This window comes from Micromonospora lupini (assembly GCF_026342015.1).
GTDB lineage: Bacteria > Actinomycetota > Actinomycetes > Mycobacteriales > Micromonosporaceae > Micromonospora > Micromonospora lupini_B.
Window position 1 is genome coordinate 1,524,488 of sequence record NZ_JAPENL010000001.1, and the last position, 13,165, is coordinate 1,537,652.

Below are 13,165 nucleotides of genomic sequence, written 5' to 3' on the forward strand. Positions count from 1 at the left end.
CACGCAGCGCCACCGGTTGGTAACGTGGCGACGGCTTGACGGTGATGGGCGCCGATGTTTCGCGGGGGGTCGGCATGTGGGCGGACGACGCCGCGCTCGACGCGGCGGGGCGTCGCCTCGACGAGTGGGAAGCCTCCGTGACCGAGCGGGCCGCCCGGGCGACAGCCCTCTCCGCACGGCTGCGGGCGCTCACCGGCACCGCCACCAGCCCCGACCGGTCCGTCGTGGTGACCGTCGACTCGTCCGGCCTGCTGACCGGTCTTCGCCTCGACGAACGGGTCCGGCAGCACTCCTCGGCACACACCGCCCGGCAGATCCTGGAAACCACCACCGCCGCGCACGCCGACCTGCTGCGGCAGATCACCGACGCCACCGCCGAGACCCTCGGCGACGAGGTGAGCGCCCAGGCCATCGTCGACTCCTATCGCAGCCGACTCCGGCCCGACCCGGGGTCGTCCGATGCCCGGCGGTGATGAGGTGCGGGTCGATCCCGACGCCCTGATCGCCCACGCCGCCCGCCTCGACCGCATCGCCGACCGGGTCGACACCGCCCGTCAGGCCGGTCAACACGTCCGGCTGGACGCCGACGCGTACGGGCAACTCTGCGCGGTCATGCCCACCCTGCTGGACGGGCTACAACGCACGCTTGTCAACGGCGTCGGCGCTGCCGCCGAATCCGTACGGGACACCGCCGGGAAACTGCGAGTCGGCGCCGACCGCTACCGGGCCTCCGACACCCGCGCCGACCAACGTCTGCGCCAGCCTCGGGGCGGACTGTGACGGTCAACCCGCTCGTCGCATCGGCCCCCGACACGCCACCCACCGCCTGGGCCGGCATCTGGATCTGCGAGGACATCGACCTCATCGCCCAGGGCGTACACAACGGCAGTTGGATCGACGGCAGCCTCGGCGTCGTCAGCGCCGGTCTGGACGCCCTCGCCTTCGTCTCCGACCCGGCCGGCGCGCTACTCCAGTACGGCATCGCCTGGCTCATCGAACACGTCAAACCCCTCAGCGAAGCCCTCGACTGGCTCGCCGGCGACCCCGCCCAGATCACCGCCCACGCCCAGACCTGGCGCAACATCGCAGCCTCCCTCCACACCGAGGCCGCCGCGCTGGGCGCCGCCGTTCGCGCCGACGTCGCCGGCTGGGGCGGCAGCGCCGGCCCCGCCTACCGCACCTGGGCCGCCCAGCAAAACCAGGCCATCATCGGCCTCGCCCAAGGCGCCGACACCATGGCCGCGATCACCGAAGGTGCCGCCGGCCTCGTCGCAGCCGTCCGACTCCTCGTCCGCGACGCCATCGCCACCTGCGTCTCCCACCTCATCGTGTACGCCGGTGAACTCGTCGCCACCGCCGGCCTCGCCACACCACTGGTCGTGGAACAGGTGACGACGCTGGTCGCCTCCTGGGGAGCGCGGATCGCGCGACTGCTGCGGGCGCTACTGGCAAGCCTCCGCCGACTCAGCCCGGAAGTTCGCCGCCTCGGCGACCTCATCGAGAAGCTGAGGCAGGCATTGGGTCGGCTGCAACGTGGCAGCCCTACCCAGTCAGCCAGGACTCGCGCGGAGCAACGTGATGTTCATGGCGGTCACAGCACGCGTCCTCGGAAGGTCGATGACTACGGACGGCAGGAACGCTGGGCAGGAGAGGCGTATGACGCGATCCGTCAGCACGACGATGTGAACACGATCGCTGATCACCTCGGGGCTGCCCCTCGTCTCGACGGCTCCACGGGCTTCACCCGGGAGGAGGTTGCGCAGATCCGGCGGCACGTCTTCTTTGACGAACATCCGATGGACGACTATTCAGGTGGGATCATCCGTCAACGGTACGATCCAAGCGCACCAATGGCCGAGGCGTGGCTCCGTCTGCGGCGCGGCGATCCGTTACCGGAGGACTACGTTCTTCTGGAACACGAACTGGCTGAACTGCGGTACTACAGGACACATCCGCAGGCCGACTACCGGGAAGCACACCTGGCAGCCAACAGGGTCTCCAACTGGGAGTCGTCGATTCCCGGGCCCACCTACGAGGACTACGCAACCACGGGGAGCTAGCGCGATGGGCATGATGGTGGCCGCCAGGCGGATCGACGCCACCGCGACCGGAGTCCGCTACGAGTTCGGATTCGAAGACAGGTTCGATCGGATTCTCACGATCGACCCCAGCACTCTTGAGGCACAAGTCGAGGATGGAGACTTCAACTCGGCCGCCAGCGCGATCACGGCGAAGATCGTCAACGCCTGGCGTTCAAGCGGCGAATTCCCCCCGAGGATGCTGTTCGCCAGTTGACGCAACCGCTGTTCTCCACCACAAGCCGGTACGATGCGTGCATGAGCTCCGAGGCCGTCGGCAGGTACATGCCCCCTGTCGTGACGCTCGACGACCTCACCGCGATGATGGCCGCAGACGAGAACCACAGGTATGAAATCAGCCCCGAGGGAGTCGTCTCGATCATGCCGCCGCCGGGATACGCCCACGCGATCATCGCGACCCGGCTCATGGTGTGGCTCGCGCAGGGCGGTCTCCCGGCCGATCGTGTCGCGCAGGCGGTCGGGCTTCGAATCCCCGGTCGCGACGGCGGTGTGGGTGGACGAATTCCGGACCTGGTGGTGTGGAGCAAGGCGCAGACGGACGCTGTCTGGCTGCCCGTCGCCGACGTGCTCCTCGTGATCGAGATCATCTCGCCAGGCTCGGAGGGTGTCGATACGGTGACCAAGCGCAATGAGTACGCTGCCGCCGCCATCCCTCAGTACTGGGTGGTCGATCAGGATTCGACGCAGACCGTCACCATGCACCGGCTGGAGGGCGACCACTACGTAGCCCGCGCGACCATGCCGCTCGCCTGGATCCTCAACACCTCCCCCGAGGAGCACGACCTCGGCTGAACCCGGGCCGTTCTTGACGGCGCGGTCCGCATACTCTCGCGGGATGCGGGGACGATTCGGCACTGTCGCGCGGTGGTACGGGAAGCATCGGCGGTTCGTCCGTCGTACCTCATTGGCCTTGGTCGTGGGTGCGGTGCTGCTGGCCGGAGGCACGGTCGCCAGCGTGGCCTGGGTCCGCGGCGCCGCGGAGGGCCACCTCTATGACGAGGCCGAGGTGCCGGCCGCGCCGGTCGCCCTGGTGCTGGGCACCCAGGTGGACGCCGACGGCACGCCGTCACCCTTTCTCGCGGCCCGCCTGGACATCGCCCGACGACTGTTCGAGCGGGGCAGGGTGGGCGCGATCCTGGTGTCCGGCGACAACATGAACGTTGACTACAACGAGCCTGCGGCGATGCTGCGGTGGCTCGTCGAGCGGGGTGTGCCCGCGCGGAAGGTGGTCCTGGACTACGCCGGCTTCGACACGTACGACTCCTGCGCGCGGGCGCAGCGGATCTTCGGGGTGAGGCGCGCGACGGTCGTGACCCAGTCGTTCCATCTCCCCCGCGCCGTGGCGCTGTGCAGGCGTCTCGGCATCGACGCCAACGGTGTGGGTGACGAGACCGCGAAGCGGTACGCGCCGACGTGGCGGATCAGCGCCACCCGGGAGAACGGCGCCTGCCTGAAGGCGGCGCTGGATGTGCTCTCCGGCCGGGACCCGGCACACCTGGGCCGCCGCGAGACGGGGGTCGACGACGCCCTCCGCGACACCTGACGTCAGCACCGAATCCTGTCGCGCCGACCGCGCCGGTCACCGGGGTGGTCTGGCGCTGTCGCGGACGACGAGTTCGGTGGCGAGTTCGATGCGCGGGCTCTCGGTCTTCTCGCCCCCGGCGAGCCGCAGTAGCGTCCGGGCGGCAAGCATGCCCATCTCGGCCAGTGGCTGGCGGACGGTGGTCAGCGGCGGGGAGCACCAGCGAACCTCCGGCAGGTCGTCGAAGCCGACCACGCTTATGTCGTCGGGCACCCGCAGGCCGCGTTTGCGGACGGCCTCGTAGACGCCGAGCGCCATCTGGTCGCTGGAGGCGAAGATGGCGGTGGGTGGGTCGGGCAGGGCCAGCAGTTGCGTACCCGAGGTGAAACCGGCCTCGTGATAGAAGTTGCCGGGTCGGATGAGGGCGTCGTCGACGGCGATGCCTGCGGCGCCGAGCGCGGCGCGGTAGCCGTCCATCCGGGCCCGGCTGCACATCAGGTGTGGTGGGCCGGCGATGAAGCCGATGCGGCGGTGACCGAGGCCGAGCAGGTACTGGTTGGCGCTCAGGCTGCCCGCCCAGTTGGTGGCGCCGATGGTGGGTGACTCCTGCGGGTCGACACCGGCCGGGTCGATGATGACCACCGGCAGGTGCAGCCGGCGCAACTCCGCCTGCAGAGGAGGGTTCACCATCGAGGTGACGAAGATGACGCCCTCGGTGGATCGGGTCCGCATGTTGTCCAGCCACTGCTTGGCCGAGGAGATGCGCCAGTGGATGGCGGAGACGACGGTGCCGACGCCATTGGCACGGGCGACGTCCTCCACCCCGCGGATGATCTCCACGGCCCAGGGGCTGTCCAGGTCGTTGAAGACCAGGTCGATAAGTGCGGCCTCGGTCCGCCGGGCCTGGGTACGGCGGCGGTAGCCATGGTGGTTGAGTAGCGCCTCGACGCGCTCCCGGGTCTCGGGAGCGACGTCGGAGCGGCCGTTGATGACCCGGGAGACCGTGGGCACTGACACACCGGCCAGTCGCGCGATCATTGCGATGGTGACGTTTCGGCCGTTGTCGGAGCCCACGGTCCGCTCCTTCGTCTGGCGGGACTCTTCAGGTGGCTTGGCGATCCGGTGCCGTCACCCCTTGACGCTGCCGGTCAGGCCCCCGATGAGTTGGCGTTCGGCCACGGCGTAGAAGCCCAGGGCGGGAATCATGGACAGCACGACGTAGGCGAGCACCCGTGCGGTGTCGTCGGCGTACTGGCCCTGGAAGGCCTGGACCCCGACGGGGAGGGTCCACCAACTCTGGTCGCTGAAGACGACGAGCGGGAGCATGAAGTTGTTCCAGCTCGTCACGACGGCCAGCACCGAGACGGTGGCCAGGGCGGGACGGGCCATCGGCAGCAGGACCCGCCAGAAGAACCCGAAGGAGCTGCAACCGTCGAGGACTGCGGCCTCCTCCACCTCGGCGGGGATGGTCCGGAAGAACTGGCGCAGGATGATGATGGTGATCGGCAGCCCGAACGCGGCCTGGGGCAGGATGACGCCGAGTGGGTTGTCCAGCAGGCCCATGCTGCGGAGCAGGACGAACAGCGGCAGGATGGCCACCGCGAACGGGAACATCAGGCCGATCGCGAACAGGGTGACCAGGAACTCGCGGCCCCGGAAGGCGTAGCGGGCGAAGACGAACGCCGCCATCGCCGCGGCGCCGACCACGATGACGGTGCTGCTGACGGCGATGAGCAGACTGTTGCCGAGCTGTCGCCAGAACACCCCGGAGGCGAAGAGGTCGGTGTAGTTCTGCGGCACCCACGGGTCGGGTAGGCCCAGCGGGTTCGTCGACAGTTGGCCGTTGTCCTTGAAGCCCCCGATCACGCCGAACCAGACCGGCACGACGATGAGCGCGCCGACGCCGATGCAGATGAGGTGCAGGACGAGGCTGCGGGTCCGCTGGGCGCGACTGGTCGTGGCGGTCATCGCTGGCCTCCCTGGTTGGTGATCGCGCCCGCGGTGTCCCGACGCAGGACGATGCGCTGGTAGAACAGGGCGAAGACGAGGCTCAGCAGGAACATGACGATGCTGATCGCGCTGGCGTAGCCGACCTCGAAGCGGCGGAAGCCGTACTGGTACATCGTGACGGCCATCGTCTCCGAGGTGTGGATCGGGCCGCCGCCGGTCAGCACCCAGACCATGTCGAACAGCTGGATGGTGCCGATGACCGACAGGAAGATGCTGATCCGGATCGTCGGGCCGAGCAGGGGCAGGGTGACGTGGCGGAACGCCTGCCAGGCGGTGGCGCCGTCGGTGACCGCGGCCTCGGACAGCTCCTTCGGGATGCCCTGACGGGCGGCCAGGAAGAGCATCATGTAGAGGCCGAAGTACTTCCAGGACACCACCAGGAAGACGGCGAACAGCACGGTGTCCGGGTCGGCGAAGACGGCGCCCGCGTCGGCGCCCAACCACCGGGAGACCGACTCGCCAAGGCCCCGGTTGGGCGAGAAGACAAGGGTGAACAGGACGGCCGTAGTGACCTCGGAGAGCACGTACGGGGCGAAGAAGATCAGCCGGTACGCGGCCCGGCCGCGCAGCGGCTGGTTGAGGAGCATGGCCAGGGCCAGCGCCGCGGGCAACTGCACGGCAAGCGACAGCAGCACCAGTACGAGGCCGCGCCACAGGTCGCCCCGGAACGTCGGGTCGCTGAAGGCGCGTGTGTAGTTGTCCAGCCCGACGAAGTTCTCCGGCAGCCCGAAGCCGTTCCACTTGTAGAGGCTGGCGTAGCCGGCCACCAGGATGGGCGCGACCACCAGCAGCAGGAACAGCGCCAGGGCAGGCGCCAGGAAGACGGCGAGGACGCCACCCCGCCCCGGCCGGGGCTGGCGGCCACGCTGACGCGTGGTGCCCGGCCCCGGTGCCGGCGGATCGGTCGCCGTGTCGCCGCGCCTCGTGTCCGACACGGTCGATGGCCTGGTCATGCCTACTCCACTCGGGTTCTATCGCCGGCTAGGGATGGATACGGGGACACGGTCAGACGGTCTTCGCCACCTGCGTGATGTCCTTGAGGATCGCCGCAGGCGCCTTCTTGCCGGCGATGATCTCAGCGACACTGTCGTTGATCTGCTGGCCGAGAGCGGGCGCGTACGCCTGGTCGAGGTAGAGCTGGAAGCCCGTGTTCTTGGCCAGGGTCTCCGCGACGACCTTGTTGTTGGGGTCGCTGATGGCGTCGGTGGCTTCCTTCACCGTGGGCAGCACCGCGCCGGTCTTCGCGGACCGGCGCTGGTTGTCGACGCTGAGCAGGAACTTCAGGAAGTCGATGGTGGCGGCCGGCGCGTCCTTGCCGACGGCGAAGCCGTTGCCGCCGCCGAAGACCTCGGTGGAGGTGCCCTTGCCGCCGTCCACGGCCGGGAACGGGAAGAAGCCCAGCTTGTCGCCGATGCCCTTCTTGCTGGTGGAGCTGGACGCCTGGACCGCCGGCGCCCACTGACCCATCAGCTCCATGCCCGCCTTGCCGTTGCCCATGGTGGCGGCCTGCCCGTCGGGCGAGCCGAACTCGGCGCCGAGGAAGCCCTTCTGGAAGGGCTGCAGGTCGACGAGTTCCTTGAGGCGCTCACCGGCGGCGGCGAGTTCGGGGGTGTCGAAGTTCTTGTCGTCGACGGCCTTCTGCAGCGCGCCGACGCCGCCGATGCGCATGGCCAGGTAGGACCAGTAGAAGTGGGCAGGCCACTTGTCCTTGCCGGCGAGGGCGACCGGAGTGATGCCTGCGGTCTTGAGCTTGCCGACCGCTTCGAGCAGATTCGCCCAGGTGGTGGGCGTCTCGGTGATGCCGGCGCGGGCGAAGAGGTCCTTGTTGTACCAGAACCCGACCATGCCGATGTCGAACGGGATGCCGTAGATCTTGCCGTCGATCGTGTACGGCTGCATGGCGGCGGGCAGGATGCCGGCGACCAGGTCTTTCAGGTCGTCGGTGAGGTCCTTGACCAGACCCGCGTCGACCTGCTGCTTGAGCACGCCGCCGCCCCACGACTGGAAGAGGTCCGGCGGGTCGCCGGCCTGCGTGGCGGTGGTCAGCTTGGCCTTGAACGCCTCGTTCTCCAGCGGCTGGATGGTGAACGTGACGTTGCTGTGCGCGGTCTTGTACTCGTTTGCCATCGCGGCCCAGACCGGCAGCATCGGCTCGGTGTTCTGGATGTGCCACCAGTTGATGGTCTGCGGGGCGTTCGGGTCGCTTGACTTCTCGTCGCCGCTACACGCGCTGAGCAGGTAGGCGCCGGCGCCGGCGCCGGCGAGGCCGAGCAGCGATCGGCGGGAAAGGTGCGCTGTCATGATCCATCCCTTCGGGGACTCACGGGTTGCTCGGACGCCGGCCGAGCCGGCAAGGGTTCGAACCTGGATCTCCGGAACTTTCATTGCTTCGTCGGTATTACCGATCGATGGCCGGGACGCTACGAGCAGTTCCCCCAGCGGTCAAGACCCCTGTCCTATCGCGATAAGACCGGCTACCGTACGAGGGGCTTCCAGTGATCTGGTCCCGCAAGTTTCCGGAAGTTTCATAGCCGCACAGAGGAGCCCTCGTGTCGACCGACACCGCTGACGTGGCGACCGCTGCCTGGTCGATCCGCAACCCCGTCCTCGCCGGGTTCCACCCGGATCCGTCGATCCTGCGCGTCGGCGACGACTTCTACCTGGCCACGTCGACGTTCGAGTGGTACCCGGGGGTACGCGTGCACCACTCGCGCGACCTGGTGAACTGGCGACCCCTGGGCGGGATCATCACCGACCGCCGCCTGCTCGACCTGCGTGGCTGCGGCGACTCCAACGGTGTGTGGGCGCCCGACCTGACGTACCACGATGGGGAGTTCCACCTCGTCTACAGTGACGTGGCCAGCTTCGCCAGCGGCTACTGGGATCCGCAGAACTTCCTGATCACCGCGCCCGACATCGCCGGCCCCTGGTCGGATCCGGTGAAACTGCACGGGCGCGGCTTCGACGCCGCCCTGTTCCACGACGACGACGGCACCAGCTGGCTGCTGAGCATGAGCGCCGACTGGCGACCCGGCCGGGACCGCTTCGGTGGCATCGAGATCCAGCAGTACGATCGCGCGGCGCGTCGTCTCGTCGGCCGTCCGCGCATCCTGTTCACCGGCACGCCGGTCGGGGTCACCGAGGGCCCGCACCTGTACCGCCACGACGGCTGGTACTGGCTGATCACCGCCGAGGGCGGCACGAGCTGGGAACACCAGGTCACTGTGGCGCGCTCGCGGGAGCTGTTCGGCCCGTACGAGGTGGACCCGGACGGGCCGCTGCTCAGCTCCGTGGGTCGGCCGGACCTGCGGTTGCAGAAGGCCGGTCACGGCAGCCTGGTCCAGACCCCGGACGGCGGGTGGTATCTGGCCCACCTGGTCGGCCGCCCCTACTCGCCGCTGGGCAACTGCGTGCTGGGCCGGGAGACCGCGATCCAGCGTGTCGAGTGGCAGTCGGGCGGCTGGCCCCGGATTCCCGGAGGGGTGCCCGCCGAGGAGGTCGCCGCTCCCGACCTGGCCCCGCATCCGTGGCCGGAGGAGCCCACCACCGACGACTTCGACGCCGCCGAGCTGGGCTCCTGCTGGTCGACGCTGCGGCGGCCGGCCACCGCGGACTGGGTCGACCTGCGCTCCCGCCCCTCGCACCTGCGGGTCCACGGTGGGCAGTCGCCGGTGGGTCGGCAGGCTCCGAGCCTGGTCGCGCGACGTGTCGGCGCGACGCACTGCTCGCTGGAGACAGTTGTCGAGTTCGAGCCGGTCGACCACCGTCAGCTCGCCGGGATCACCGCGTACTACAACACCCTCAACTGGCACCACCTCTACCTGACCCGCGCCGACGACGGACGTACGGTGCTGGATCTGCTCAGCTCCGACAACGGGCGGCGCACGCCGTACCCGGATCTGAGCGTCGATGCGAGCGGTGTCGACCGGGTCGGTCTGCGGGCGGTGTTCGACGGGCCCGTGGTGCGCTTCGACTACGACCTCGGCGCGGGTTGGCAGCGGCTGCCTGTGGACCTGGACGCGACAATCCTGTCCGACGAGCACGCCGCCCTGATCATCGACGGGGAGCCTGCGGCATGGGGCTTCACCGGGGCGTTCGTCGGCCTGTGGGTGCAGGACCTGGGCGGCGACGGGGTGTACGCCGACTTCGACCGGGCCACCTACCGGGAGCACTGACCACGCGGACGCGGCCCGGCGGGCGCCGTCCGGTCACCTCGACGCGCTCGTCAGCTCGTCCAGGCGCCGCAGCGCCCGCCGCGCGGCGTCCGGACCGGCGGGGAGCAGCGGCAGCCGTACGGCGGCCGTCGGGATGCGACCCTGCGCGTGCAGCACCGACTTGATCACCGTCGGGTTGGGCTCGGCGAACAGCGCCGCCGACAGGCCCGCGAGCCGATGGCCGAGCGTTCGTCCACAGGCGACGTCGCCCGCGTGCCAGTGCGCGACCAACTGGACGAAGTCCACGGCGGCGACCTGGGCTGAGGCCGCGATGGCGCCGTGCGCGCCGAGGGCTAGCAGTGGGGAGATGAGCGGGTCCTCGCCACCGAGGACGGCGAAGCCGGGCCGGATGTCGGCGAGGAAGTCGACGGTGTCCCCGTCGATCCCCCCGCCTGCGTACTTGATGCCTATGACACCGGGCAGGCCGGCGAGCTGCCGCAGATCGCCGGCGCTGAGCTGCTGCCCGGTGCGGTACGGGACGTGATAGACGACAAGCGGCACCGGGCTGGCCTGGGCGAGGTGGGTGAAGTAGGCGAGCACTCCCGCCGCGCCGGGTCGGAGGAACGGGGGCACCAGGCAGAGCGCCGCCGTCACCTCGGGCCGGTCGGACAGGGCGCGCAGCGCCTCGACGCTGTTGGCCCCGACGAGCAGGTGCGCGCGGCGCGCACGGCAGACCGCGGCCAGGACGTCGAGCACCGTGCCGCGCTCCTCGTCGCTGAGCGCGGCCGGCTCCCCCGTCGTGCCGAGCGCGACCAGACCGGCCGCGCCGGCATCCAGGGCCTCGGTCGCGAGGGCCGTCAGCGCGTCGGTGGCGACGCGCCCCGCCCGGTCGAACGGCGTGATCAGCGGGACGTACAGGCCGGTCAGGGTCATGCCTCCACTCTCGGCCGACCAACCGGCAAGGTCCAGTTCCGATTGCTCAACCAATACGTAAGCTGAGCTGATGCTTGACGTGCGCCGTCTGATCCTGCTGCGGGATCTGGCCCGCCTCGGCACCATCGCCGCGGTCGCCCAGGCGCACGCGTACACGCCGTCCGCCGTCTCGCAGCAACTGGCGGCCCTGCAACGGGAGGCGGGCACCCGCTTGCTGGAGCGCACCGGACGCCGGGTCGGCCTCACGTCGACCGCCACCGCGCTCGTGCGGCACACCGAGGTCATCCTCGCCGCGCTGGAGGCCGCCGACGCGACAGTGGCGGCCGCCCGCACCGGTCTGCACGGCCGCGTCCGCATCGGGGCCTTTCCCAGCGCCGTACGCACCCTGCTGCCGGCCGCCCTGGTCACCCTGGCCCGCGACCATCCCGCGCTGGACCTCATGATCAGTGAGCTGGACCCGGTCGGCATGCCGGCCGCCCTGCGGAGCCGCCGGCTCGACGTCGCGCTGCTGCACGACTACGACATCGCGCCGACCCCACCCGACCCGGCGTTGGACTCGATCGCGCTGCTGGAGGAGACCGTCTTCCTCGCCGTACCCCACGACGCCGCAGCGACCGACACCACCGCCGACCCGATCGGCGGAGCGCGCGACGCGCAGTGGATCATCGGCAGCCCCGGCACGCTCTGCCACGCGGTGGCAGTGCACGCCTGCCAGATGGCGGGCTTCACTCCGGCGGTGCGACATCACGCCGACGATTTCGACGCCATGCTCGCTCTCGTCGCCGCCGGTCAGGGCGTCGCCCTCATTCCACAGCTCGCCATCGCGCAGCCCTCCCCGCAGGTCCGGCTCCTGCCGCTGGCCATGCGCCGCCGCACGCGCGTCGCCTACCGCAGGGGCGCGGGCGGTCATCCCGCGGTGGTCGCGTGCGTCTCCGCGCTACGCAGGGCTACCACCGCCTTCCTCGATTGACAGTTGATCGACGTACCGCTATCTGTTAATACTGTTTCCTGATGCTCGCGGTGCCCGCCGGGGCCGATCGCCGCGCCGGGCACCGACCGGCCGGCGGCACGCCGCCCCTTCCCCCGAGGAACACCATGGTGCGCAAGAGAACAGCCGCCTACGTCGTCGGCACCCTGCTGATCGGCGTCGCTGCCGTCGGCTACGGCCTGCCGTCGGCCAGCGCCGCGACCGCCGGCCCGATCACCGGCCTCGGTGGCAAGTGCGTCGACGTCGCCGGCGCCAATTCGGCCAACGGCACGGCGGTGCAGCTCTACGACTGCAACGGCAGCGCGGCCCAGACGTGGACTGTCGGAAACACCGACAACTCGATCCGCGCGCTCGGCAAGTGCCTCGACGTCACCGCCGCGTCGACAGCCAACGGCGCCAAGATCCAGCTGTACGACTGCAACAACACCGGCGCCCAGAAGTGGACGGCCAGCAGTGGCGCCCTGATCAACTCCGCGTCGGGCAAGTGCCTCGACGTGACCGACCGGAGCACCGCCAACGGCGCGCGGTTGCAGATCTGGACCTGCGGCGGCACCACCAACCAGCTGTGGACCCTGCCGGGCGGCGGCACCACAACCCCCACGCCGACCGCCACCGCGCCGGCCGGCACCAACCTCGACGACGCGGCGAAGAAGGACGTCGCCATGCAGCTCGTCTCGGCGGCCGAGAACTCCTCGCTCGACTGGCGCGCACAGTTCTCCTACATCGAGGACATCGGCGACGGCCGCGGCTACACCGCAGGCATCATCGGCTTCTGCTCCGGCACCGGCGACATGCTCGAACTGGTCGAGGCGTACACCAACAGCAAGCCGGGCAACGTGCTTGCCGGCTACCTGCCGGCGCTGCGCAACGTCAACGGCACCGCGTCGCACGCCGGGCTCGACCCCAACTTCCCCCGCGACTGGCGCACCGCCGCCAACGACTCGATGTTCCGGGCCGCGCAGGAGGCCGAGCGGGACCGGGTGTACTTCAACCCGTCGGTCCGCGACGGCAAGAACGACCAGGTCCGGGCACTCGGCCAGTTCGCCTACTACGACGCGGCCGTCATGCACGGGTACGAGGGCATGCGCCAGATCCGCAGCCGCGCCCTCGCCCGCGCGAAGCCGCCGGCCCAGGGCGGCGACGAGCGGACCTGGCTCAACGCGTTCCTCGACGAGCGGGTCATCGAGATGCGCAAGGAGGAAGCCCACTCGGACACGTCCCGCGTCGACACCGCCCAGCGGGTGTTCCTCAACAACGGCAACTTCAACCTGAACACGCCGCTGACGTTCGCCGTCTACGGCCAGCAGTTCCGCATCGGCTGACGCAGACGCTCAGGGCGCCGCCCGCGCGGCGCCCTGAGCCGTCCCCCGTGCGCGACCCCGCCTCGACGCTGACGACGCGGGGCTCAGCCCAGTCGAGGAGGTCTGCCGCTGGTCGGGGCTCGGGTCGTCGCCCTCCG

14 protein-coding genes are annotated in these 13,165 nt (G+C 70.0%); 9 read left to right on the top strand and 5 right to left on the bottom strand.

Annotated elements, in window-relative coordinates; all coding sequences use genetic code 11:
- Positions 1-74 precede the first annotated feature (74 nt).
- Genes OOJ91_RS06970 through OOJ91_RS06995 form a run of 6 tightly spaced genes read left to right on the top strand, consistent with a single transcriptional unit; the run spans position 75 to position 3,642 of the window.
- The gene (locus OOJ91_RS06970) at positions 75-473 is read left to right on the top strand and encodes a YbaB/EbfC family nucleoid-associated protein (protein WP_266243726.1); all 399 of its coding nucleotides are present in this window, start codon (positions 75-77) and stop codon (positions 471-473) included.
- Positions 460-780, top strand: coding sequence for a type VII secretion target (locus OOJ91_RS06975; protein WP_266243728.1), 321 nt, complete (start codon positions 460-462; stop codon positions 778-780). The genes OOJ91_RS06970 and OOJ91_RS06975 overlap by 14 nt, the downstream gene beginning before the upstream one ends.
- The gene (locus OOJ91_RS06980) at positions 777-2,060 is read left to right on the top strand and encodes a WXG100 family type VII secretion target (protein ID WP_266243730.1); all 1,284 of its coding nucleotides are present in this window, start codon (positions 777-779) and stop codon (positions 2,058-2,060) included. The genes OOJ91_RS06975 and OOJ91_RS06980 overlap by 4 nt, the downstream gene beginning before the upstream one ends.
- A 4-nt stretch (positions 2,061-2,064) precedes the next feature.
- The gene (locus OOJ91_RS06985) at positions 2,065-2,295 is read left to right on the top strand and encodes a hypothetical protein (protein ID WP_266243731.1); all 231 of its coding nucleotides are present in this window, start codon (positions 2,065-2,067) and stop codon (positions 2,293-2,295) included.
- Positions 2,296-2,336: 41 nt separating this feature from the next.
- Positions 2,337-2,891 carry a Uma2 family endonuclease gene (locus OOJ91_RS06990; protein ID WP_266243732.1) on the top strand — a complete coding sequence of 185 codons (555 nt, stop codon included), beginning with the start codon at positions 2,337-2,339 and terminating at the stop codon, positions 2,889-2,891.
- Positions 2,892-2,934: 43 nt separating this feature from the next.
- Entirely contained in the window at positions 2,935-3,642 is a 708-nt protein-coding gene (locus tag OOJ91_RS06995; protein WP_266243733.1) for a SanA/YdcF family protein, read from the top strand.
- A 36-nt stretch (positions 3,643-3,678) separates the two neighbouring features.
- Here OOJ91_RS06995 and OOJ91_RS07000 read toward each other — a convergent pair whose 3' ends face one another.
- The 4 genes from OOJ91_RS07000 to OOJ91_RS07015 form a co-directional block, all read right to left on the bottom strand.
- Positions 3,679-4,659 carry a LacI family DNA-binding transcriptional regulator gene (locus OOJ91_RS07000; RefSeq protein WP_439117051.1) on the bottom strand — a complete coding sequence of 327 codons (981 nt, stop codon included), beginning with the start codon at positions 4,657-4,659 and terminating at the stop codon, positions 3,679-3,681.
- 90 nt (positions 4,660-4,749) lie between these two features.
- On the bottom strand, positions 4,750-5,589 hold the full coding sequence (locus tag OOJ91_RS07005; protein WP_266243735.1) for a carbohydrate ABC transporter permease: 840 nt from the start codon (positions 5,587-5,589) through the stop codon (positions 4,750-4,752).
- Entirely contained in the window at positions 5,586-6,584 is a 999-nt protein-coding gene (locus OOJ91_RS07010; RefSeq protein ID WP_266243736.1) for a carbohydrate ABC transporter permease, read from the bottom strand. The genes OOJ91_RS07005 and OOJ91_RS07010 overlap by 4 nt, the downstream gene beginning before the upstream one ends.
- A 52-nt stretch (positions 6,585-6,636) precedes the next feature.
- Positions 6,637-7,932: an extracellular solute-binding protein gene (locus OOJ91_RS07015; protein ID WP_266243737.1), complete on the bottom strand. Its 1,296-nt coding sequence runs from the start codon at positions 7,930-7,932 to the stop codon at positions 6,637-6,639.
- A gap of 248 nt (positions 7,933-8,180) precedes the next feature.
- Between OOJ91_RS07015 and OOJ91_RS07020 the strand changes: the two genes are divergently transcribed.
- Positions 8,181-9,806, top strand: a complete 1,626-nt coding sequence (locus OOJ91_RS07020; RefSeq protein WP_266243738.1) for a glycoside hydrolase family 43 protein — start codon at positions 8,181-8,183, stop codon at positions 9,804-9,806.
- Between the two features lie 33 nt (positions 9,807-9,839).
- Here the strand turns inward: OOJ91_RS07020 and OOJ91_RS07025 are convergent, their stop codons facing one another.
- Positions 9,840-10,718, bottom strand: coding sequence for a dihydrodipicolinate synthase family protein (locus tag OOJ91_RS07025; protein ID WP_266243739.1), 879 nt, complete (start codon positions 10,716-10,718; stop codon positions 9,840-9,842).
- A 70-nt stretch (positions 10,719-10,788) separates the two neighbouring features.
- Between OOJ91_RS07025 and OOJ91_RS07030 the strand changes: the two genes are divergently transcribed.
- Positions 10,789-11,688 (top strand): LysR family transcriptional regulator, encoded by a 900-nt coding sequence (locus OOJ91_RS07030; RefSeq protein WP_266243740.1) that lies wholly within the window; start codon positions 10,789-10,791, stop codon positions 11,686-11,688.
- 41 nt (positions 11,689-11,729) lie between these two features.
- Positions 11,730-13,028 (top strand): chitosanase, encoded by a 1,299-nt coding sequence (locus OOJ91_RS34345; protein ID WP_323178422.1) that lies wholly within the window; start codon positions 11,730-11,732, stop codon positions 13,026-13,028.
- Positions 13,029-13,165: the final 137 nt, after the last annotated feature.

Excerpts from the sequence above, each read along its gene's own strand:
- OOJ91_RS06970 (WP_266243726.1), top strand. The coding sequence starts at position 75 with ATGTGGGCGGACGACGCCGCGCTCGACGCGGCGGGGCGTCGCCTCGAC.
- OOJ91_RS06975 (WP_266243728.1), top strand. The coding sequence starts at position 460 with ATGCCCGGCGGTGATGAGGTGCGGGTCGATCCCGACGCCCTGATCGCC.
- OOJ91_RS06985 (WP_266243731.1), top strand. The coding sequence starts at position 2,065 with ATGGGCATGATGGTGGCCGCCAGGCGGATCGACGCCACCGCGACCGGA.
- OOJ91_RS06990 (WP_266243732.1), top strand. The coding sequence starts at position 2,337 with ATGAGCTCCGAGGCCGTCGGCAGGTACATGCCCCCTGTCGTGACGCTC.
- OOJ91_RS06995 (WP_266243733.1), top strand. The coding sequence starts at position 2,935 with ATGCGGGGACGATTCGGCACTGTCGCGCGGTGGTACGGGAAGCATCGG.
- OOJ91_RS07000 (WP_439117051.1), bottom strand. The coding sequence starts at position 4,659 with ATGATCGCGCGACTGGCCGGTGTGTCAGTGCCCACGGTCTCCCGGGTC.
- OOJ91_RS07005 (WP_266243735.1), bottom strand. The coding sequence starts at position 5,589 with ATGACCGCCACGACCAGTCGCGCCCAGCGGACCCGCAGCCTCGTCCTG.
- OOJ91_RS07010 (WP_266243736.1), bottom strand. The coding sequence starts at position 6,584 with ATGACCAGGCCATCGACCGTGTCGGACACGAGGCGCGGCGACACGGCG.
- OOJ91_RS07015 (WP_266243737.1), bottom strand. The coding sequence starts at position 7,932 with ATGACAGCGCACCTTTCCCGCCGATCGCTGCTCGGCCTCGCCGGCGCC.
- OOJ91_RS07025 (WP_266243739.1), bottom strand. The coding sequence starts at position 10,718 with ATGACCCTGACCGGCCTGTACGTCCCGCTGATCACGCCGTTCGACCGG.
- OOJ91_RS07030 (WP_266243740.1), top strand. The coding sequence starts at position 10,789 with ATGCTTGACGTGCGCCGTCTGATCCTGCTGCGGGATCTGGCCCGCCTC.
- OOJ91_RS34345 (WP_323178422.1), top strand. The coding sequence starts at position 11,730 with ATGCTCGCGGTGCCCGCCGGGGCCGATCGCCGCGCCGGGCACCGACCG.